This is a genomic window from Spirosoma radiotolerans, from assembly GCF_000974425.1.
Classification (GTDB): Bacteria; Bacteroidota; Bacteroidia; order Cytophagales; family Spirosomataceae; genus Spirosoma; species Spirosoma radiotolerans.
On the sequence record NZ_CP010429.1, the window covers coordinates 4993457 to 5013925 of the forward strand.

Genomic DNA, 20469 nt, shown 5'->3' on the forward strand with positions numbered 1-20469 from the left:
ATCAGGTCAAATTTACTCATCTTGCGCTGATGAATCGGCTTAAAGTTACAACTCAACAGACAGGCGCCAATGTTCATGCAAATCCGTGAAATCACAAAAATCCGGATAAAAAAAAGCAGCAAGCATGGCTGCTTACTGCTTCTGTGTCGTGTCATACCATTTGGCGATTCATCCTCGTTGACTGCGCATTCAACGATTCATCCACAACCAACTTCACACCACCAAACAATCCTATTGCTCGGTGTGATTGCCGTACATGCGTTCTTTGTACGTGGCTTTGATGATCTCTGTGCGACGCTTGATGGATGGCTTCTGGAAAGCTGTCCGCGACCGCAACTGCCGCAACACACCCGTCTTCTCAAATTTCTTTTTGAAGCGTTTTAGGGCCTTGTCGATCGACTCGTTGTCTTTTACGTTAATGATAAGCATGTTCTAAATATTCTGTTTTAGCTAAAAACCGGACGGCAAAGGTAATAGATTTGCAACTATGAAACAAGCCATTATCGACTTAGGTACCAATACATTTCATCTGCTGATCGTTGAGAAAAACGGCTCCGCATATACAACTCTGTTTCGGGAAAGCCTGCCCGCCAAAATTGGACAGGCCGGTATCAATCAGGGCTTCATTACCGAGGAGGGCATTGGGCGGGCGTTGGGCGTTCTAACGTACTTCCGGCAGGTGCTCGACCAGCACGGCGTCGATCCGGGTCAGGTGATTGCCACGGGCACGAGTGCCATTCGCGTTGCCCGTAATCAGGCTGAATTCATTGACCGGGTTCGGGAAGCAACCGGCATTCCGATTATCGTTATTTCGGGCGAGCAGGAGGCCGATTATATCTATCAGGGCGTACGGGCAGCGGGTGCACTGGACGAGGCTACCTCACTCGTCATCGATATTGGTGGCGGCAGCGTTGAATTTATTCTGGGCAATCAAGCACGGACGTTCTGGAAACAAAGTTTTGAAATAGGCGGACAGCGTCTGCGGGAACGATTTATGACTACGGACCCGATCAACTCCGGCAGTATTCGTCGGCTCCACGACTATTTTCAGGAAAACTTGCTACCGCTGGCCAATGCGATCCACCAATACCAGCCCACGGTTCTGGTTGGCTCATCGGGTTCGTTCGACACGCTGGTCGATATATGGTCCATGCACGAATACGGTCACCTGCCCAGCTCCGCCCAATCGTCATTTACCTTGCCTGTCAGTGAGTTTTATCGGGTCTATGAACTACTCATCACCCGAAATCATGCTGAGCGGATGCAGATTCCCGGTATGATCGAACTGCGCGTTGATATGATTGTCGTTGCCGTTTGCCTGATCGACTACGTCCTGAAAACCTACGGCATATCACAAATCAGAACCTCCACCTACTCCCTGAAAGAGGGCGTTCTGGCTTCGCTCCAAGGTTAATGGTTTTACCAAACGGCCTCTGTCTGTTTGGTAAAACCTGATCCATATTATCAGAACGGGTAAGTTTATCCGCAAACAAGCTTTTACTTTCTGATACACATCCCTGTCAAACACCTTCGATAAGCCAGTGAGGAAATGAAAGCCGAAACCAACGAACGCTCGTCTTACAGTAACTTAATTTACACGGCCCTCATTATTTCGGCCGTAGCCATAGCCCTTACCTTTCCGGAGCCATTCACCAAAATAGGCGACTTCCCGCTGAAGAAATTGATTGTTCCGCTGCTGCAGATTATTATGCTCGGCATGGGCACAACCATGTCGATTAAAGATTTTGAAGGGGTTATCAAGCAGCCGCGGGCAGTATTTGTGGGTGTCTCGTGTCATTTTCTTATCATGCCTTTGCTGGGATTTACCTTGGCTAATGTCTTCAAGTTTCCGCCCGAAATTGCAGCTGGCGTGGTGCTGATCGGCTGTTCGCCTAGCGGGCTGGCTTCAAATGTGATGTGCTTTATTGCTAAGGCAAACGTGCCCCTGTCCATCACCGTAACAACCTTATCGACCCTGCTGGCCCCTTTCCTGATGCCTGCCCTGATGACGCTGCTGGCGGGCCAGTTTATCGAGATCTCCTTCTTAAAAATGATGGTCGAGATTATGGAGATCGTCATTTTGCCGGTTATAATCGGCCTAGCACTGAACCGTATTTTTCATAAGTCAGCCGTCATTTTAAACCGAATCATGCCCCTGATTTCAATGGCCGGCATTGTCCTGATTGTCGCCATCATTACGGCGGCTGGACGGGATAGTTTACTGACCGTGGGCTGGACATTAGCCCTTTGCGTGTTGATTCATAACCTGACGGGTTTCACCTTGGGCTACTGGAGTGCCCGTATATTCGGTATGGACGAGCAGAGCTGTCGTACCGTCGCTATTGAAGTTGGCTTACAGAACGGCGGATTAGCCTCGGGCATTGCGGTTCAAATGGGCAAAGTAGCTACCGTGGGCCTTGCGCCTGCCCTATTCGGCCCGATTATGAACACAACTGGTTCACTACTGGCTACCTATTGGAGTCAGCATCCACCTAAAGAGGTGCTGGATACTGAAGCAACGCCCATTAAGTCGGTGTCTTCTCAAGATATTTGAGTATTATCTTGTGTTTACTTCTCATGAAAAGCTATTAATCTGATAACCGGCTTAATAGCTTTTTTCGGCCGCCCAAAGTTGCATATACAACTTTGGTGCTTATTTTTACGATATGTACGCCGACCACACTGATAATAATCGCAACTCACCTGAAACCTATTGTGTTGCTGGTCGGCTGCGGATGCTGGCGCGGGTCGTAACGGGACGATACAATGATGCGTTTGTGTCTGAGGGCGTTACGTTTGCACAGGCGGGTTTGCTTATGCGGATTTTTGCCCAACCGGGCGTGCGGCAGGCGGAGTTGTCCAAATTGCTTCAGATTGAAAAATCAGCCATGAGCCGCGATGTCCAGTTGCTCCAGAAAAACGGCTGGCTCACCGATAACCTTCGTAATGGTCTGTTTCTGACTGAGGAAGGTCGGGCGTTAGCCAAACGATGCCACAAAATATGGAAGGTACTCAATGAACAGATTCGCCTGAAACTGGGACCCGATGCCATTGATGGCCTGACGGCTTTTTCGGCTAATGTACTGACTAAACTTTTATCCCCAACTGATTAAACCCTACCACCATGACCACCGAACTCATAACCCAGCTATGGCAATTTAACCAAGGGGCTGCATCAGGCGCCATTCGTAAGCTTACACCCGAAAATTTTAGAAATCGCCTGACACCCGAAACCGCTTCGGCCGGCTTTGTTGCCCTGCATTCTGCCGAGATAATGCACCGGTTAGCGACCATGTTATTCGGACGCGAACTGGGTATTGAACTACAGGCAGTTGGTGGTGTTTCAGACGACGGAAAGCTCCTCGATCTGGCAGCGGTTAAGCAGCTGGTTGAAGATAGTTACGCCATGATTGCTGACCACATTCAGCAAACAAGCGACACGCAATGGGCTGAACGGGTACAATCTCCCTTTGGGGAGGTGTCGCGGCTGCAGCTTCTTACCTTCCTGATGCACCACAACTCCTACCATGCCGGACAAATTGCGCAGGCAATCAAAAAAGGAAAAGAGTTTGCCCTGTGATCTAACAACTGTATCTATCTACTCACTATGACACCCGCTTTTCTGCAAACCAACCGTCGGGAATCGTTCAAATCATGGCGATTTCGTCAATTCATGAACTGGTATCCGATGTATTTCGGAACGGGCGGTAAAATCCTGTTCTGGTCGGGTGACTCACGGGAAGTTCACTTGCGGCTGCGTCGAAATCTGTGGACCTATAATTATGTTGGGACCATTTTTGGCGGCAGTATGTTTGCGGCTGCCGACCCGTTTTACATGCTGATGCTTCTTCGGATTTTGGGCAACCAATACGTGGTCTGGGATAAAACGGGCAGTATCCGCTTTCGAAAACCGGGCCGGCAAACACTGTATGCCCGCTTTGAAATCACCGACGAACAACTGATTACCGTACGGCAGGCCGTGGCAGAAAATGGGCAAACAGAGCAGACCTTTACTTTGCAATGGCTGAATGCTGACGGGGTTGTTCACGCGCAAATCGAACGACTTTGCTACGTTGCCGATAAAAAGCACTACGAAGAACGGAAGAACGACAGACAACAGTCACGGTTTCAACGCTGAGCGCCTATGGCCACCGAACATCACCTGACCGTCCCACGAACGGCCCGTTATTATACGCTTGGCGAACTGAGTCCAGCGACAACGCACGTCTGGTTCTGCCTGCATGGCTTCGGCCAGCTGGCCACGTATTTCGGCCGGAAATTTACTAATCTGGCTGATGGCAATACGTTCGTTATTCTACCGGAAGGCTTATCCCGCTCCTATCTGGATGGTACATACAGTCGGGTTGGCGCATCCTGGCTCACGCGGGAGGACAAAGAACACGAAATCAGTGATTTCCTAAGCTATTTAAACACCTTATATGCCAGCGTTCTGAATGGAAGAGAGCCGTCAAGTCTTCATATTACGGTACTGGGTTTCTCACAGGGCGCGGCTGTTGCCTGTCGCTGGCTCAACCAGCCTGGTAATTTGGCAAACCGACTTCGCGTGGACCGGCTGATCTTATGGGCGGGCTACTTCCCGAATGGCCTGCGTGAGCTAATCGACCCCGCCAAATTAGCGGCTATTGACACGCATTATGTCTATGGCCGCCAGGATGAATACATTGTCCAGATGGACGATGCAAAGGGTTATCTGAACCGTATACAAGCCGATTTGCCAGCGCTAAAAATGACGGCGTTTGACGGTGGACACAAGGTAGAGACCGAGGTGCTGCAACAGTTAGTGGCTAGATCGAAGCTTGTTTCGTAATTTTTGTAAAAACCCGGGCTTTTGCACATATTTTACACCGCCTGTGACAACGACTTCGCCCAACATTTGCAAATCTTCAGCCAGAATGACATCTACTTGCCGCTTTTGCGTTAGATCAAGCTGTATCTCCTGAGATACATACCCAATCGCTCCTACCTTTAAGATAATTTTATCGGACTGATAGTCTACTAAAAAAATTTTGAACAGACCGTCAACGTCTGTTGTGACTTGTTTATCTGTTCCTTTTGCCAGAAGTATTACACTTGGCAAAGGACTCAAGCCGTTTCTTTCGGTAACCCGACCGGTAACCACCCAGGTGGTATCAGTGCAAACTCGAGTCTCGTCGTTGTTCTTAACGCTGGTACGATCAGTCAACGCCGTAAGTGCTCTCGTTTCATTCTTGAACCCGTTTTTATTTGCTACCAGTTTTGGCTCTCCATAAGCCGTGCTCCAACTCATCAATCCAGCCGTTATTAGTCCTAACCAGCGCTGTTTTATTGATTTATTGGGCGCGCTAGGTGTGTGAACTAGCACTCTATTCAATTGCTTACTTAAAAATCGACCGCATACGTTCTCTTTTTTACTCAAAAAGTATGACACAAGCTGCGCATCGTTCATAGCGGTGAAATCAACTACCGTTTTTTGGCAACTATTGCAGAAGCAGCCCTCTGCTACAGAATCCATCTCTTGCCAAGACTCGGAACAAGGAACCGGTAACTCAAGCCGAATGTGTTCAGTAACAGCCATGATTTTAAGTTTGATTTCGAGTTGAAAGTAGCTCTTTTTAGCTATAAGCTCCTCGTTGGATTGCCCAGTCAGTCTACGACAATCCAAACCGCTGATTCACCATTGCAAAAAACTCTTCGTTGCTCATGCTTTTCCAGGCACCATATAACGCTTGCGCATCCTGTCCGGCCACATACCGTATTTGGTCGGTGTCGTCGGTAGCGGCCTGATAAATGACCTCGGCAATCTGATCAGCGGTTGAGTAGTTGGCAGCATTCGTACCAAAGGCGGCAAACACTTTCTCCAGTGCCGCGTCATACACGCTTGCGCCGTCCATTGTCCGTTGTAACGAACGGGTAGCAAAATCAGTGATTACGCCACCGGGCGCAACGACCTTAACCCGAATGTTGAACGGGCGAAGTTCATAATTCAGTGACTCCGATAGCCCGTCAACCCCAAATTTAGTGGCGTGGTAAATCGAGTTGAAAGGTAAGCCGACCAGACCGCCAATTGACGTAATATTGATGATGGTGCCCCCGCCTATGGCGCGGAAATTGGGCAACAGTGCTTTAATGGTTCGCATCACCCCAAACATATTGGTGTTGAATTGATCCATAACTTTCTCCTCCGATGCCGTTTCCAGTGGCCCCGCCAACCCATAACCTGCGTTGTTCAGCAGCACATCGATGTGTTGCCAGTCGGCCAGCGCCTGCTCGACCGCCTGGGTTACGCTGTCGGTCTGAGTTACATCAAGGGCGTACACTTTAATAGTCGGATACTGCTGTAACTCGTTCTCATGCTGTGGGTTACGCATAGTTGCGGCAACGTTCCAACCTTGTTTGGAAAATAAAATAGCTGCGGCTTTGCCAATGCCCGACGACGCTCCCGTTATGAAAATTGTCTTTGCCATGGTTATTTATTCGACGATATACGCCCTCATACGGGCAGGTAGATACTGAATTTTGCGCCAAATCCCGGTTGGCTCATGGCGGAGATGGCCCCTCCGTGATTTGTTACTACCTTTTGGCAGATAGCTAATCCAACACCAGTACCGGCAAATTCATTCCTGCCATGCAGCCGCTGAAAAACCTGAAAAATACGGTCAGCGTACTTCTCATCAAAACCAATGCCGTTGTCAGTGATTTCTATTGAATGATAGGCGGCCGTCTGCCGGGTAGGTTTCACACCAGCGGGTAAATCTTCTAACTGGACAACACCCACATGGACCCTAATTTGAGGAGAAACGTCCTGCCGTCGAAACTTGAGCGCATTTGAGAAAAGGTTCTGAAACAATTGACCCAATTGCGAGGCATCGCCCAATACCGTTGGTAGCGGATCTATCTCAATTTGCGCATTCGTTTCGTCAATAGCAACCGACAAATTTTCGAGCGCTTCGCCAACAACCCGAGAGAGCGATACCCGAGCGGCTGGTGCCGGGCTAGTCGAGATGCGCGAGAATGCCAATAAATCCTTTATCAACAGCGACATACGGCTGGCGGCAACCTGCATCCGTTCCAGATAAACAAGTTCATCGCCCGATGACGAAAACGCATAGCGCGTTTTGAGCAGATCACTAAACTGCTGAATCTTGCGTAAGGGTTCCTGCAGGTCGTGGCTGGCAATGTAGGCAAACTGTTCCAAATTCTGGTTGGAACGGGTAAGATGCTGATTGGATTCAGCAAGTCCCTGATTCGCTTCGGTCAGTTCCTCGTTAGTAGCGGCTAGTTCTTCATTGGTAGCCGCCAGTTCTTCAATTGTGGCGGCTAGTTCTTCGTTCGTTATCTCTAACTCTTCAGTACGCTCTCTAACCTGTTGTTCCAGTGCCAGTTGAAGTCTTCTCTGCTCAGTAACATCCTGGGCACTCCCACTTAATGTAATAGGGGTCCCCTTTTCATTGTAGAATAACTGGGCCTGTGTATGAATGATTCGCACCTGACCCGTAAGCCGGTTGATGATTGGATGCTCGTTTTCATAACGACCGGATGAACCCGGCTGAATAACGGAATCGATGGTGTAGGCAACCATATTCCGATATTCGACAGGCACCGTATCTAAGGCTTCATCCAGCGTTTTGGTCTCAGCAGTAAAACCAAGCCAGCCCATAAACCGCTTCGAATAACTGAATGTGTTTGTTTCAATATCCAAGCTCCAGGTCGCCAACTCAGCCAGTTCGATCGCTCCCCGAAGGGTTTCTTCTGTATTTATTAGCCTCCGATTCGCCAATACCCGGTCGGTCACATCAACCGCCATGTTCAGGATGGCATAAACGTTTCCTTCTTCGTTGGTGAGAGGCTGGTAGGTGAATGTAAACCAAAAGCTTTGCAGACGTCCATCCACCACCAGATATACCTCCTGCTCGTCGGTTTGGTATGCGACATTGGTGTCATAAACCTGTTCCAGCAAGCCAATAAAGGGTTGACCCTCCAGTTCGGGCAGGGCCTCGGCCAGTTTCATGCCGATGACCGCAGGCGTTTTTCCCCACACCTTAATCATGGTATCATTGGCCATGTCAATAATAAGCTCCCGCGTTGCGTAAACACCAATTGCAAACGGAGCCTCCTTAATCAATCCCCTGAACCGCTGTTCGCTTAGTTCAATACGCTGGCGAGATAGGACGTCCTCGGTAACATCCTGTGCAACTCCCGAAAATCTGAACACTTCGCCTGCCTCGTTAGCATAGCTCCGTCCCATAAAGCGAACCCAGCGCAGACGGCCATCTCTGGCACCAATTGTGCGATAGGTAACATCATACTCACCACTGCCCTGAGGGTCAATGGCTAGTTGTACGGCTTGATTTACTCGGTCTATATCATCGGGATGAATATGCCGGACAGCCTGATCATAGAGAATTTGATTGCTCTGAGCCATGCCATATAATTCCTGACAGCGCTCGTCCCAGTGCACTATAGACGTTGCCGGGTCTACTTCCCAAACGCCAAGCCGGGCTGCCTTCAAGGCAAAATTTACATCTAAACGCTCGTTGAGGGCCTTGTCTTGATTATATGGCTTTTGCTCGCCAGTCATTGATAAAAAATTAGTGTTTATAGTACAGTAACGCCTTAATATAGTTTTGGGTTTTCAAGTTCTTCATTTCATTCAGACAGATAAGGGCTGATAATTTTAATTGAGCAATATACCCTGAGGTATAAACAATAAGTAAACCCCACGTGGGTACAGACAACTAGCCGCCAACGCTTATACGTAAGCTTATCGTGACCAGTTTCGATAGACGGAATTAAACTAGAAAGAAACTTCGGGGATATTGACAGAAGTAGATCGCAGGACGTTTACCTTTTAAATCTTCCTGCCACTATAAGCTAAAACCAGACTCTTGTAGAAGAATCTGGCCTGGCCATTTATATATACGTGAGAAGCTAGGATTACCTCGTTTGTGCAGTTAACAGAAAACCTAACTAATGTAGGCCATGCGTAGTTTATTTACCTCCCTTGGTCGTACAAGCTGGCTGATATAAACGTGTGCTCTGTTAGCTGCTATTATTTTACCCAACTATTACATTAATAACAATTTACAGACAAACCCTAATACAGTTAACCCGGCGATGACACCAGCCGAAAACAGCCAGCTTTCTTTTCGTGTCAGACTATACATTAAATGGTTGTTTTCATCCAATCCAACGACGTCTCTACCCGATACCCAGTATGATGATGGCTCATCCATCGAGTAACACGAATATGTCTCCTGACTGATGGCTAATAGCTCATCCAGCTTACGACTATTTCCATGTTGATTAGCTGATATAACGACAGTTGACAAAGCAGGGCGGATGATTGAAATAGCAGGGTTCATGAGTGTACGTTTATGCCTTAGTGCTTAGTGGTTTATGCGAGCGATTTATAGTACAAGATTGATAAATAATGAGCCGAAGAAGCCTGCCTTTTCGATGAACTGTCGGTTTTGCCCGTTTTTTGGTTGAAAAGTCAGGAAACTGCAGTTTTTAACAGATCTGTGGTTATCCTTAAAAAGCGGTACGTCAGTATTGTTTTTATTTTACGCAAAATGTGAGAGAAAGACTACAGAGAGTCATTTGAGATAATTTGAAAACAAAATACCGCTCTTAGTGGTCGGCAGATAAAAAAAAGAGCCCTGACTTTATAGCCAGAGCTCTTTGCACGCGCAGAGTAGCCTACGTGTTAGGTCTTTACTTAAACAGAACGGCGGGTTCTGAAAGCACGTGGTTAGACCACAAACCGACTTATGTTCAATTCCTGTTGATGACGCGCCCAGATTAAGTCCCGCTTTGCCTGAAAAGACATGGACACTTCCTTCGACTCCTGCGATTCAGCAGCCAGTATGGCCGATTGATCCAAGATACTCAATGACCCCACCTGACGCCGAATATGTCTGTAATTTTCCCGAACCTGTTCAACGGCCTGGCTCTCAAGCCTATAATGTTGCTTCCACTCCTGAACATGCCGCTGAAGAAGTTGCACCCAGGTTAGGGTAGCCTCTTCTGAGCCTGGCGTGATGGAAGACACATTCATCTCAATAGTCTGTTGCCGATAAGCACCCAGCAACTGGTTAAATGCATCACTAGTCATAATTACCTTGTAGTAATTCAACGGAGCTTACTTTAAATCAAGAATCTCCGCTTTTTGCTTGTTCGTAACAAAGTTAATAAACGGAGACGTGCTTTTTCATAGATTGACTAAACGGTATGATTCTAGCCTATTTTGGCTGTTTTTGGCTATAAATTCCTTTCCTTTATTTGGCTTAATCAATGTTACACTAATTCCATATATTAACTAAATTACATACCAGTATTTTTTTAATAATATAATAATATATACTCAGTGACCATGGTAACAATATAGAGTCTAAACATATGTGGCAGTAACTATTTTTATACATCAAGTTATCAGGTGAATCTTCTGTTAACGGGCCCTCATTCTGGAGGCTTTGTCAACAACAAAGGACATGAACACAATAAACAAACAGAACAAGGCGCATCTGGAAGAACAGAAATACAGGCTTGAACATAACCTGGCCAATAGCCGCAAGTTTCTGGCTTTTTTTGAATCGAGGTTACCGAAAGGATATAGCGAGTTGAGTGCCAGCGATTTTACGTCCGATTTACAAAGTCAGTTTGCGGAGTCAGCCTACAGCCACAAACAGCTGATAGCCATGCTGGAAATCTACCGCAACGAGGTCATAAAAGCATTGGCACCCTATACACAGCAGGTTGATTAATCGAAAGGACCCATTTATTGACCAACTGATACAGAAGCAGATAGGGTCGTTTTCATATAGAAAGCCCAAAAAAGAATTAACGCAGAAATATCCTGCGTTAATTACCCAATTCATTCTTTTTAATTTTAGTTACAAACTAAGAGAAATTAAAATGAATTGTATGTATGCCGCCAAACTATTTCTAAAGTAACGCTCACAAGCGATCAATTGTGACTACTTGCGTTAGGCAATACTCATAGTTTGACAAAAAATTATTTCTTTCCACAAACAAGATTTACTGTCAGCTTAGGGGTTTCTTATTCTTCCCGTTTCTTAATCGTCTGCACAACCTTTCCGTTTTCAACCAGCCTTGTTTTCAATACTGTCTGTTTAGGAATCATCACGACTAACATTGGCTGTACAGCTTCCGGTAATGGCGATTTGGTCAGAATGGTATCAGCCATACGTATATAGCGCACCGTTAAAGTTGAATCTTGCACAAATATTTTGCTTACAGAGAGCTTTGGTGGCGTTTTGGTCGAAGGCAAGGCAATTCCGATGGCCATTTCTTTGTCAAAATTGGGAGCATCGCGTTTACGAACTGAACCTGTTGAAACAGGTTGAAACACCTGACTGAACGTTTCGGCTTGCTCAAAGACAAAAAGTGTGGGCTTCCCTTTGATTACGGGCGCATCGGGGTTGAGGGTATAGCCTGTCAGTAAACGGTACGTCAGGTTCACTTGGGCGAGAACGAATAAACTGGAAAACAGACCGATAGCGACAAGAAGAGGAATGCGTAAATGGCGATAAAATGAAGCAAAAGAGGACATAATCAAACAAAAACTAAATGATAACCATACTTGGTTAACGTCCGACTAAGCCATTCGGTGTATAGGTGCTCAGAAAAAAGCCGTTGGAAAACTTATCGCTGGAAATGACTAGTTCTGCTTGGCTTCCGAATTAAGCGGATTCTGAACGGTCATGCCCGCGACATTGAAGCATGAATTCATATTATCGCTCTTGCACTCAAATAAATCAAACGATTCGACGCCCTTATCCAGCCGTTCGAAATAGAGCACAAACACCACTTTTTCGTCATTCTTGATTTCGCGGCTATCCGGCGACATAGGAATGCCTTCCGTCTTCACCAATGCATACGTGCGCTTACCATCGGCCGACGCCAGCACCGCCTTAGGGTTGAACGAAATGTTGCTGGTGCCGTAGTAATTGCTATACCGATCGTCCTTGTTTTTGCCAAACGTCATATACAGTACTGTGTAGCTAGCCGTCAGGCGAATGTCCGTCACACGAATATCGGGATCCTGTGCATGGCCAAGCCCGCCTTGTGGATCGGGATAGAGCCGGGGCATAACCGCCGATACTGGCTGATTGGGCTGGTAGTATTCAGCACCATCGGCCGGCGCATTTGTGGCTACGGGCCGGGTCGACGTACAGGCAGAGACCAACAGAATGAGGGCGACGAGGGCTTTCATAAAGTTAAATTACGTGCTTTCGTCCAAATAACCAACAACTTAGCTCGTCTGTTTTTCAACTATTCCGACGGATAGCGTCTCCCATATTTTATCGTATACTTCCGTGGCTGTCAACGTCTTGCCCACGTTCTGGCTGCTCACAAAAACAGGGTGGTGTTCGGGAGCGGTCCCGATTCGCCCATGTGATCCTTTCACGAGGGTGGCATCCAGCGAAATGACGTTCATCAGATACCGGAACCCAAGCAGTTTACGACCTAACTTATACCCCGCTTTTAGTTTGATAAACGGATTGGTTTGGTCCATGAACATCTCGACGGGATCATAGCCGGGCTTTTGATGGATAGCTACCAGCCGGGCAAAGTCGGGGGCGCGGGCATCATCGAGCCAGTAGTAGTAGGTAAACCAGCTATCGGCATCGGCGACCACCACCAGATCGCCGGAGCGTTCATGATCGATGTGGTACTGCTTCTGCTGCTCTTTATCCAGCACGAGTTCAATGCCGGGTGTTTTTTCCAGCAACGCCCGAACTTTACTGAAGACAGATTGGTCGTTGATATACACGTGGGCAATCTGGTGATCAGGCGTAGCGAAAGCGGGCGAAGCACCCGCGTCGAACAATTCCAGGCCACGCTCCTCCCGGTAGCGGATCATGCCTGCTTCGCGTAGAATCCGATTGATATGAATGGGTTTGCTGACGTTCGTTATCCCATATTCCGACAGAACGATGATTTCGGCGTTCTGCTGTTCATAGTACTGAATCAGGTCACGGCAAACATCGTCGATTTCCCGTAAGTCATTGCTAATTTTTGAGAAATCCTGCCCGGACGCGGGACCGCCAAACTTCTGCAGGCAATAATCGAGGTGGGGCAGGTAAATTAGCGTCAGGGTCGGGTTGTGCCATTTATCAACCAGCATAGAGGCATCGGCAATCCAGCGGGTGCTCTTAATCGTTGTGGCCGGCCCCCAGAACTGGAAGAGCGGAAATGTTCCCAATTCGTTCGTGAGTCGGTCGCGCAGGTCGCCGGGCTGGGTGTAGCAATCGGGGATCTTCATGCCGTCGGATGGGTACTGCGGCCGGGGCGTAGCTGAATAATCGGCCGACGAATACATGTTATACCACCAGAACATTTTCGAGACCGTAAAATTGGGGTCCAGCTTTTTGGCCCGTTCCCAGATCTTTTCCCCGGCAACGAGTTTGTTCGATTGTTTCCAGAATTTCACTTCTGAATCCGTCCGATCATACCAGCCATTGCCAACGATACCGGTTTCGCTGGGCCATTTGCCCGTTACGTAGGTAGACTGCACCGACGTTGTCAGGGCGGGAAGCATTGGGGCAATGGTCGCCTGGTTTTTACCGGCAAACCACTGTTTCAGAAAAGGCGTATGCTCGCCAATCAGCGAATACGACAAACCTACAACGTCGAGGACTACGGTCTTTTTCATAATGATGAATCAGGAGTGAAGAATGATATATGCTATACCAGACACGGTATCCATCATTCTTCACTCATCGTTATTTTAAGCACCCACTTCATTTCCCGCTCAATTGAATCGACCAGGCTTTTCTTTAAATCCTCCGGCAGTACGCCCCATGTATAAGTTTCGACCTCCAGTTGATTGGTAAACATCCGATCGGCCTGCAACTGGAGCACCTCCCGAATATCGTCCTGGGTGGATGTCAGCACACCATAATCCGACACAAAAAGCGGAACATGAAAATGCGCCCTCCATTCGGCATGCGTCTCATTAAATCCAGCCAATGCGTCGGGCAAATCGGGAAAGCGAACCAACTCACCAGCCTGCGTTCGAGCCACCACCTGGTGCAGGTACGTCGGTTCGTTAAATTCTCCAAACGCCTGCCGAACCGTTTCGCGCTCATTGGCTGCTATGGGGAACTCCGCTTTTAAAGCCGCGCTAATCTGAATTTTACCGACGCGCAAACCATAATTTTTGAGTTTATCCAGCACTTCAGCCGGACGTTCGTAGCCCACCGCAAAATGGCAGACATCATAACACAACCGAACATGCTCACAGATGATAGCCTCGGCTTCTTCATCAGTGAGCCCAAATTCTTCGCTTAACTGCTCAATGCCCATTGGCAGCAGATAGTCGGTAAACCAGCGAATGAACTCGTCGGCCGTTTCAATAACGCCGTCTGGTTCCGGCTCCAGATCCAGGTGCATGAGCCGGTCAGTTTGTTTTCTTAGACGGACCAGATCCGCCACAACCTCAAGTACATTTTGGGTCGTTTGGGAAAAGATATAGTCGCGGGCGGCCGGTTGCTCCCACTCAAACCAGTGCCGGTAAGTCAGTGGCGAGGTAGACACGCCCCCCTGAATGGGATTCCCCAGTTCGTCGACCGGCAACAGAACGGATAAGATGCGAAACAGCCGTTTGGTGTATTCCACTCGGGCTTCGGTGGTCCAGTCGGGGGCATGCACCTGATCCTTGACAACGACGTCATGAAAGCCCCCGAATGGAAAGCCGTTCATGGTAAAGACGTAACAGTCGTTTTGCGCTAACCAATGTTGAAAAGCAACCAGATTTTCGGGAATTTCCAGTTCCTCGCTTGCTATATTCGACAGGCGCAACCCAATACCAAAGGGAGCTTCTGGCGACAGTCGTTGCTTCAATTCCGGAACGGCCTGTTGCAGGGCCATAAAATGGTCCGCCCAGGTTTCACCAGCATGAATATTCGTGCAATAGCCGAGATGGCCGAGGGAAGTTTTCATACGAGAAAACCTACAGGGTTTCAGACACCTTGTAGGTTTGAAAAGCTAATGAATCTGTTTTTCGTAACGTGGCAATGGCCTGCCGAATACGGTCGGCGTCCATCTCGTGCACTTCTACTCCCTGCCCAAGGCCCTTCAGGAGCATAATGGTCAGCTGGCCGCCCAAATGTTCGCGAAATTCGGAAAGTCCTTTCAATACCCCGGCGCTATTGTCGGCATCGAGCATGGGCTGGTAAAGAGCAAAGCCAAGTGTGCGGAGTGTCGTCAGAATACGGTTCGTATCCGATTCAGTAAGCCAGCCAAGTTGCTGTGAGTATAGGCTATCAAGCGCAATACCAATGGCAACTGCTTCGCCGTGCCGAATCTCGAAGTTGGTGAGCTGTTCCAGTTTGTGTGCGCTCCAGTGGCCAAAATCAAGCGGCCGGGAGGAACCCATTTCAAACGGATCACCACCTGCAATATGCTGTAAGTGCATCTCGGCGCACCGATGAACGAGGTATTGCATCGCCGGCATGTCGCGGGCGGCCAATTCCTCGGCATGTGCTTCAATCCATTCGAAAAACGGCCTGTCCTTGATAAGCGCCACTTTAATGGCTTCGGCGATACCCGCCCGCCAGTCGCGATCATCGAGTGTCGTTAGAAACTGGCTGTCATTGAACACAGCTACGGGCGGGACGAAGGTGCCGAGAAAATTTTTCTTTGCCCGGTAATTGACGCCATTTTTAACGCCCACTCCCGAGTCGTTCTGCGAAAGCACCGTTGTCGGAATTCGAATATGGCGAATACCGCGGTGTGAAATAGCAGCCGCATAACCCACCAGATCCAGCACCGAACCGCCCCCGATAGCCGCCACATACGAATGACGATCAATACCATAACGATCAACAGCATCAACAATCTGCTCGACAAAATCGGAGTCATTTTTGGCTATTTCACCCCCCGGAATAACCAGAAAGTCAGCCAAAAGATCCACAAGATCAGCGTGTTTGGCAAAGTACGTCCGAATATCATCCTGTACATCCGGGTGCGTATCAACAACGCCTGAATCCATAATAAACAGAAGCTTTTTCCGCGTATCGGCGGTCGCTTGCTGGCTAAAAAAGTCGGCGAGTAACGGATTGGTATAATCGAAAAGACGTTCGGTAAAAAGAACACTATAGGTAAACCGAACGCTGAAAGTTTGATGCAAGTGATCCATGAAAGGATGAAGCCAGTTGAGTAGTACTGGCTTCATCCCTCAAAAATACAATCAAATCGTTAATGGTTCCTTATTGTGTCGTTTATACACAGGAAAATAGGTTCCAGCATGTATTTTTTACGCAATTAGCGCAGGTGTGGTCATCTAGAAATACAGCACCCTATATTTCACCGCCCCGTAAAGTCGCCAGTAGACCGATAGAAAGGGCGTGGCAAGAGCCGTTGCTACAACCTGTTTAAGGATGGGCCAGGTTAAGGGCGTACTGGGTAAATGATGCAGCACGCGATCGACCGATAAAACAGCCCATATACACAAGCCCATAATGGCCATGTTCATCTGACCACTCAGCAAACCAACCAGGCCAAGGACAATGCTGCCCACAGACGCATAATAGCCGATTACCTGCCGTCGGTAGGTTGGAATCCGCTCCCGAAATAAATCAGGATGACGCTTATAGAGCAGTGCATCGTAACAGTTGTTGCGCTCATCCTGCAACAATTCATACCAGGGGCATGGGCGAATCGGGTAAACGACAACGGCTTCGGGGCACTTCGCAATGGGAATACCGACCTGGAGAAACTTGAACTGTAGGTCACTGTCTTCACGCCAGTCGGTATCGAAGGCTTCTTCAAATCCGCCAACGCGGTCCAGCGTAGATTTTCGACAAAAACAGTTGGAAGCCATAAACTCAGCCCGTTTCAGGAACGTAGCGGTGCGGTCGAGGGGCGTTGGCTGGTTCGGCAGGTGTACCCGTAACTGGCCGCTCAGCACCTGCGCCCCGCGCTGGAAACAGGTTAAGGCCGCTGAAAGCCAGGTAGGTTCGGGCAGGCAATCTTCGTCAGTAAACGCGATCACTCGCCCACGAGCCGCCCGCCAGCCCCGATTACGGGCAGCGGCCAGGCCACGCCGTTGTGGCTGGCCCAGATAGCGTACTTCGATAGGAGTCCCATCACGGGCTATTTGTCTGGCAAAAAGTAGAACGGCCGTTTCCGTTTCAGGCGAGTTCCCTTCATCGACAACAATGATTTCAAACTGATCATGTGATAAGCGTTGACGCCCCAATGCATCCAGGCATTTGAGCAATAAAGCGGGCTGCTGATAAGTTGGGATTACAACCGAGAATTCAGGTAGCATAGCAACGAGCAATGTTTTTTATAAAAAGAGGAAGTATTGATCCCAGACAAGGCGCCTATGTAGCCGAAAAGAGGCTAGGCATATCGTTCACATTCGCGGAATCAAATCATAACCAGTTTGTTGCAAAAACCCGACCAAATTCACTAAAAGGCTTTTTTTAATCAGAAATATTTTACACAATAGCTTGAAAATAAAATGCTTACGCCTGAAAAACTCTACGAATCGGACTGATAAGCCCATAATTGTATTTTGTAGTCCATAAACCTGCCCACCCCCGTTTATCTTTGTAAAATCATTTATTCTTTACCTTTCTATGTCTCGTATTGCTCTCATTACCGGCGCAACTTCTGGCATTGGCCACGCCACCGCTAAGGCCTTTGCGGATCTCGATTACCGGTTAATTCTTTGCGGCCGTCGGCAAGACCGTTTAGATGAAGTGGCCGACCAGCTTGGCACACAGACCGCTGTAACAACCCTCACCTTCGATGTGCGTAACTGGACCGAGGTCAATGACGCAATCAGCACCTTGCCTGATGACTGGAAAGCCATTGATATCCTGATCAATAATGCCGGTAATGCACACGGCATGTCGCCGATTCAGGAGGGTGACCCCGCTGACTGGGATCAGATGATCGATGCCAATGTGCAGGGGTTACTGTATGTATCGAAAGCGGTTATACCCGGCATGGTCGAACGCCAGCGAGGGCATATCGTTAACCTGAGTTCGGTGGCGGGCAAACAGACCTATGCCAATGGTGCGGTCTATTGTGCCAGCAAAGCAGCGGTAGAAGCGCTTAGCACAGGCATGCGCCTGGATCTGACCCAGCATGGTATTAAAGTAACCAACATTGCGCCCGGTGCCGTCGAAACGGAGTTTTCGGTCGTGCGGTTTAAAGGCGACAGAGAACGGGCTGCTAAAGTGTATGAGGGCTATGCCCCCCTCACCGCCGACGACATTGCCGATACGATTGTGTATGCCGTAACCGCACCAGCCAATGTCACGATTGCCGACATGACCATTCTGGCCGCAGCCCAGGCGGCAGCCACAACGATACACCGCAAATAGTCTGTTGACAGGCCGGCTTCTCCGAACTTCGTTTAAGCGGATTTTGAAAAACCGGCCTGCCGTTTAGTAGGTATCGGACATCCCTATTGTTAAATCCGTAAATTCGTCTGATCGTTGGTATTGATCCCCCTACAAGCCGGGTAAATTAGACCGGCAACTTACTAATCGCAGAGCCATTACGTTTTATAGTTTCTTGATGAATTTCCAGATTTTCACGGAATTCCCAAAGATAGAATTACTGTTAAACGTATAGAGCAGGCAGTGGCTCACGTTAAAAATGAAGAGTTTATTCTCAACTAATTTGCCGAATGACGAAGCGCTTTGGGAGCGCTTCAAGAAAGGTGACCGCCAGGCGTTCGAGCAGATTATCTCGGTACATTATGCATCGCTGTTCCGATTCGGAACCCGTTACAGCAAAGACACTGATTTGATTCAGGATTGTCTGCACGATATGTTCGTGTACCTATGGGAACGACGCCTGCACGTTAGCAGCACCGATAACATCAAAAAATACCTGCTTAAATCATTGCGCCATAAAATCCTGCTGGAACTCCAACGGACCCAGCGCCGGGGGTGGGTCGATGAAGACGAAGCCCTGGACGTTACGCCCGAACAACCCTTTGAAGATTTCTTTGTTGCAATAGAAGCTGAGCAACTCTCGGCCCGAAAAATCAAAACCCTGTTCGACCTCCTCCCCCAGCGTCAGCAGGAAGCGCTCCATCTGCGCTACTTTCAGGAACTCGACATTGAGCACATCGCCGACGTGATGGCCATCAGTCGTCAGTCCGTTTCCAACCACCTGCATAAGGCGCTGAATTTTCTGCGGGAACATTGGTGAGCCCTCCGCTCACTTGTTACCCGTGAGCTAAAAGTTGACTTACTTCAAAAAAATATCGGAATTGGAGGGTATGACGCGCTGGCTGGCTAATTATATAAGTAATGCAGCCAAAAAATAGACATTTTCTATGAAATCATTTGATCATTTCGAGCTATATGATTTTTTGGAAGACGAATCATTCCGGTCATGGGTATTTGACCAGGCACCGGCCCCGGTAGCTGAGTGGTGGGAGCGTTTTCCGGTTCTGTTTCCGGAGAAAGCCATGCTTATGATTCAGGCGCGTGAAACCTTGCAGACCATCGGAGAAGATACGATTGAACCACCCCTGGAGTTTACTCAGCGGAACATTCAACAGATCATGCAGGATACAGAGCCGACCTCGCGAGAATCGGCGCCTTTTTTGTCGTATGGGCGAATGGCCTGGGTTGCCGCAGCATCGGTAGCCCTGATTGTACTGGCCTGGTTTGGCTGGTACAGCGGTCAGGATAAACCGACGGTGGTTTACCAGAAGCTGGTCGCTACCTCTACGGTGCCGATGAAAGAAGTGATTAACGCCGGCGCTAAAACGAAACTGGTGCTACTGGCCGACGGTAGTTCGGTTCTGTTGCAGCCTGACAGCCGCATTAGTTACCCCAGTGCGTTTGCCAGCCACAACAAGCGTGAGGTGTACTTGGTAGGAGAAGCTTTTTTTGAAGTCGCGAAAAATCCGGACAAACCCTTTTTTGTTTATGCAGATAACCTGATCACTAAAGTACTGGGCACAAGCTTTACAGTTCGGGCTTACGACAGAAAAGCCGTTGATGTAACGGTGAAAACGGGCCGGGTATCTGTTTTTACCCGCACAGATCGGGAACGCGTTGAAAAGCAGGAATCCCGCCAGTTGATCGGGCTGGTTCTGACCCCAAATCAGCGTGTACAGTTTAACCGGGACGAGAGTCGGCTGTTGCGGTCGCTGGTCGATTCGCCGACGCTGCTGGACATGCCCATTCAGCAGGCCATGTTTGAGTTCAGCGGAACGCCCATCAACCAGGTTTTTGCGGCCCTTGAAAAGGCCTACGGTGTCGAGATTGTTTTTGATGCCGAGGTCATGAAAAACTGTTACCTGACCGCTTCGCTGGACGATGAACCGCTCTTCGAGAAGTTGACGATGATTTGTCAGACGCTGGATGCCCAGTATGAACAAATGGACGGAAAAATTTTAATTACCAGTAAAGGATGCCCATAAAATTACTCAACACTCTAAACTAGCCTATGTCCAAAAAACAC

The 20469-nt window shown here is 48.5% G+C and carries 22 protein-coding genes; 10 read left to right on the forward strand and 12 right to left on the reverse strand.

Going from position 1 to position 20469, the window contains the following annotated elements; genetic code table 11:
* Positions 1-231: 231 nt before the first annotated feature.
* A complete protein-coding gene (gene rpsU, locus SD10_RS20270; RefSeq protein ID WP_046576296.1) occupies positions 232-429 on the reverse strand; it encodes a 30S ribosomal protein S21 in 198 nt (65 codons plus the stop codon).
* A 58-nt stretch (positions 430-487) separates the two neighbouring features.
* On the opposite strand from rpsU, the gene SD10_RS20275 reads away from it, so the two are divergent.
* From SD10_RS20275 to SD10_RS20300, 6 genes are all read left to right on the forward strand, one after another.
* Positions 488-1414 (forward strand): Ppx/GppA phosphatase family protein, encoded by a 927-nt coding sequence (locus SD10_RS20275; protein WP_046576298.1) that lies wholly within the window; start codon positions 488-490, stop codon positions 1412-1414.
* A 135-nt stretch (positions 1415-1549) separates the two neighbouring features.
* Positions 1550-2554: a bile acid:sodium symporter family protein gene (locus SD10_RS20280; protein ID WP_046576300.1), complete on the forward strand. Its 1005-nt coding sequence runs from the start codon at positions 1550-1552 to the stop codon at positions 2552-2554.
* A gap of 112 nt (positions 2555-2666) precedes the next feature.
* Entirely contained in the window at positions 2667-3113 is a 447-nt protein-coding gene (locus SD10_RS20285; RefSeq protein ID WP_227699027.1) for a MarR family winged helix-turn-helix transcriptional regulator, read from the forward strand.
* Between the two features lie 11 nt (positions 3114-3124).
* On the forward strand, positions 3125-3580 hold the full coding sequence (locus SD10_RS20290; protein ID WP_046576302.1) for a DinB family protein: 456 nt from the start codon (positions 3125-3127) through the stop codon (positions 3578-3580).
* A 27-nt stretch (positions 3581-3607) separates the two neighbouring features.
* A complete protein-coding gene (locus SD10_RS20295) occupies positions 3608-4138 on the forward strand; it encodes a DUF4442 domain-containing protein (protein WP_046576303.1) in 531 nt (176 codons plus the stop codon).
* 6 nt (positions 4139-4144) lie between these two features.
* Positions 4145-4828, forward strand: coding sequence for an alpha/beta hydrolase (locus SD10_RS20300; RefSeq protein ID WP_046576306.1), 684 nt, complete (start codon positions 4145-4147; stop codon positions 4826-4828).
* Here SD10_RS20300 and SD10_RS20305 read toward each other — a convergent pair.
* From SD10_RS20305 to SD10_RS20320, 5 genes are all read right to left on the reverse strand, one after another.
* On the reverse strand, positions 4799-5575 hold the full coding sequence (locus SD10_RS20305; RefSeq protein WP_148562473.1) for a carboxypeptidase-like regulatory domain-containing protein: 777 nt from the start codon (positions 5573-5575) through the stop codon (positions 4799-4801). The genes SD10_RS20300 and SD10_RS20305 overlap by 30 nt on opposite strands.
* A 73-nt stretch (positions 5576-5648) precedes the next feature.
* The gene (locus SD10_RS20310; protein WP_046576308.1) at positions 5649-6464 is read right to left on the reverse strand and encodes an SDR family oxidoreductase; all 816 of its coding nucleotides are present in this window, start codon (positions 6462-6464) and stop codon (positions 5649-5651) included.
* A 26-nt stretch (positions 6465-6490) separates the two neighbouring features.
* Complete coding sequence (locus tag SD10_RS20315; RefSeq protein WP_046576310.1) at positions 6491-8578, reverse strand: PAS domain-containing sensor histidine kinase; 2088 nt, start codon at positions 8576-8578, stop codon at positions 6491-6493.
* 487 nt (positions 8579-9065) lie between these two features.
* Positions 9066-9362: a hypothetical protein gene (locus tag SD10_RS29485; RefSeq protein ID WP_148562474.1), complete on the reverse strand. Its 297-nt coding sequence runs from the start codon at positions 9360-9362 to the stop codon at positions 9066-9068.
* Between the two features lie 389 nt (positions 9363-9751).
* Positions 9752-10114: a hypothetical protein gene (locus SD10_RS20320; RefSeq protein ID WP_148562475.1), complete on the reverse strand. Its 363-nt coding sequence runs from the start codon at positions 10112-10114 to the stop codon at positions 9752-9754.
* Between the two features lie 376 nt (positions 10115-10490).
* Here SD10_RS20320 and SD10_RS20325 point away from each other — a divergent pair, with 376 nt between their 5' ends.
* Complete coding sequence (locus tag SD10_RS20325) at positions 10491-10763, forward strand: hypothetical protein (protein ID WP_046576314.1); 273 nt, start codon at positions 10491-10493, stop codon at positions 10761-10763.
* Positions 10764-11059: 296 nt separating this feature from the next.
* Here SD10_RS20325 and SD10_RS20335 read toward each other — a convergent pair whose 3' ends face one another.
* The 6 genes from SD10_RS20335 to SD10_RS20360 all read right to left on the reverse strand — a co-directional run bounded on the left by SD10_RS20335 (position 11060) and on the right by SD10_RS20360 (position 17299).
* Positions 11060-11572 (reverse strand): hypothetical protein, encoded by a 513-nt coding sequence (locus SD10_RS20335; RefSeq protein WP_046576317.1) that lies wholly within the window; start codon positions 11570-11572, stop codon positions 11060-11062.
* Between the two features lie 108 nt (positions 11573-11680).
* Positions 11681-12235 carry a hypothetical protein gene (locus tag SD10_RS20340; RefSeq protein ID WP_046576319.1) on the reverse strand — a complete coding sequence of 185 codons (555 nt, stop codon included), beginning with the start codon at positions 12233-12235 and terminating at the stop codon, positions 11681-11683.
* Between the two features lie 39 nt (positions 12236-12274).
* Positions 12275-13678 (reverse strand): alkaline phosphatase family protein, encoded by a 1404-nt coding sequence (locus SD10_RS20345; RefSeq protein ID WP_046576321.1) that lies wholly within the window; start codon positions 13676-13678, stop codon positions 12275-12277.
* A 53-nt stretch (positions 13679-13731) separates the two neighbouring features.
* Positions 13732-14967 carry a metabolite traffic protein EboE gene (gene eboE, locus SD10_RS20350; protein ID WP_046576323.1) on the reverse strand — a complete coding sequence of 412 codons (1236 nt, stop codon included), beginning with the start codon at positions 14965-14967 and terminating at the stop codon, positions 13732-13734.
* A gap of 10 nt (positions 14968-14977) precedes the next feature.
* Positions 14978-16165, reverse strand: coding sequence for a 3-dehydroquinate synthase (locus SD10_RS20355; RefSeq protein ID WP_046576325.1), 1188 nt, complete (start codon positions 16163-16165; stop codon positions 14978-14980).
* Positions 16166-16309: 144 nt separating this feature from the next.
* Positions 16310-17299, reverse strand: coding sequence for a glycosyltransferase family 2 protein (locus tag SD10_RS20360; RefSeq protein WP_046576327.1), 990 nt, complete (start codon positions 17297-17299; stop codon positions 16310-16312).
* 313 nt (positions 17300-17612) lie between these two features.
* Here SD10_RS20360 and SD10_RS20365 point away from each other — a divergent pair, with 313 nt between their 5' ends.
* From SD10_RS20365 to SD10_RS20375, 3 genes are all read left to right on the forward strand, one after another.
* On the forward strand, positions 17613-18365 hold the full coding sequence (locus tag SD10_RS20365) for an SDR family NAD(P)-dependent oxidoreductase (protein WP_046576329.1): 753 nt from the start codon (positions 17613-17615) through the stop codon (positions 18363-18365).
* A gap of 277 nt (positions 18366-18642) precedes the next feature.
* Positions 18643-19203, forward strand: coding sequence for an RNA polymerase sigma factor (locus SD10_RS20370; protein WP_046576332.1), 561 nt, complete (start codon positions 18643-18645; stop codon positions 19201-19203).
* Positions 19204-19330: 127 nt separating this feature from the next.
* Positions 19331-20428: a FecR family protein gene (locus SD10_RS20375; RefSeq protein ID WP_046576333.1), complete on the forward strand. Its 1098-nt coding sequence runs from the start codon at positions 19331-19333 to the stop codon at positions 20426-20428.
* The last annotated feature ends 41 nt before the right edge of the window (positions 20429-20469 follow it).

Coding starts and splice junctions, on each gene's coding strand:
- SD10_RS20300 (WP_046576306.1), top strand. CDS start 4,145: ATGGCCACCGAACATCACCTGACCGTCCCACGAACGGCCCGTTATTAT.
- SD10_RS20355 (WP_046576325.1), bottom strand. CDS start 16,165: ATGGATCACTTGCATCAAACTTTCAGCGTTCGGTTTACCTATAGTGTT.
- SD10_RS29485 (WP_148562474.1), bottom strand. CDS start 9,362: ATGAACCCTGCTATTTCAATCATCCGCCCTGCTTTGTCAACTGTCGTT.
- SD10_RS20375 (WP_046576333.1), top strand. CDS start 19,331: ATGAAATCATTTGATCATTTCGAGCTATATGATTTTTTGGAAGACGAA.
- eboE (WP_046576323.1), bottom strand. CDS start 14,967: ATGAAAACTTCCCTCGGCCATCTCGGCTATTGCACGAATATTCATGCT.
- SD10_RS20290 (WP_046576302.1), top strand. CDS start 3,125: ATGACCACCGAACTCATAACCCAGCTATGGCAATTTAACCAAGGGGCT.
- SD10_RS20320 (WP_148562475.1), bottom strand. CDS start 10,114: ATGACTAGTGATGCATTTAACCAGTTGCTGGGTGCTTATCGGCAACAG.
- SD10_RS20360 (WP_046576327.1), bottom strand. CDS start 17,299: ATGCTACCTGAATTCTCGGTTGTAATCCCAACTTATCAGCAGCCCGCT.
- SD10_RS20295 (WP_046576303.1), top strand. CDS start 3,608: ATGACACCCGCTTTTCTGCAAACCAACCGTCGGGAATCGTTCAAATCA.
- SD10_RS20305 (WP_148562473.1), bottom strand. CDS start 5,575: ATGGCTGTTACTGAACACATTCGGCTTGAGTTACCGGTTCCTTGTTCC.
- SD10_RS20315 (WP_046576310.1), bottom strand. CDS start 8,578: ATGACTGGCGAGCAAAAGCCATATAATCAAGACAAGGCCCTCAACGAG.
- SD10_RS20340 (WP_046576319.1), bottom strand. CDS start 12,235: ATGAAAGCCCTCGTCGCCCTCATTCTGTTGGTCTCTGCCTGTACGTCG.
- SD10_RS20335 (WP_046576317.1), bottom strand. CDS start 11,572: ATGTCCTCTTTTGCTTCATTTTATCGCCATTTACGCATTCCTCTTCTT.
- SD10_RS20285 (WP_227699027.1), top strand. CDS start 2,667: ATGTACGCCGACCACACTGATAATAATCGCAACTCACCTGAAACCTAT.
- SD10_RS20365 (WP_046576329.1), top strand. CDS start 17,613: ATGTCTCGTATTGCTCTCATTACCGGCGCAACTTCTGGCATTGGCCAC.
- rpsU (WP_046576296.1), bottom strand. CDS start 429: ATGCTTATCATTAACGTAAAAGACAACGAGTCGATCGACAAGGCCCTA.
- SD10_RS20280 (WP_046576300.1), top strand. CDS start 1,550: ATGAAAGCCGAAACCAACGAACGCTCGTCTTACAGTAACTTAATTTAC.
- SD10_RS20275 (WP_046576298.1), top strand. CDS start 488: ATGAAACAAGCCATTATCGACTTAGGTACCAATACATTTCATCTGCTG.
- SD10_RS20310 (WP_046576308.1), bottom strand. CDS start 6,464: ATGGCAAAGACAATTTTCATAACGGGAGCGTCGTCGGGCATTGGCAAA.
- SD10_RS20370 (WP_046576332.1), top strand. CDS start 18,643: ATGAAGAGTTTATTCTCAACTAATTTGCCGAATGACGAAGCGCTTTGG.
- SD10_RS20345 (WP_046576321.1), bottom strand. CDS start 13,678: ATGAAAAAGACCGTAGTCCTCGACGTTGTAGGTTTGTCGTATTCGCTG.
- SD10_RS20325 (WP_046576314.1), top strand. CDS start 10,491: ATGAACACAATAAACAAACAGAACAAGGCGCATCTGGAAGAACAGAAA.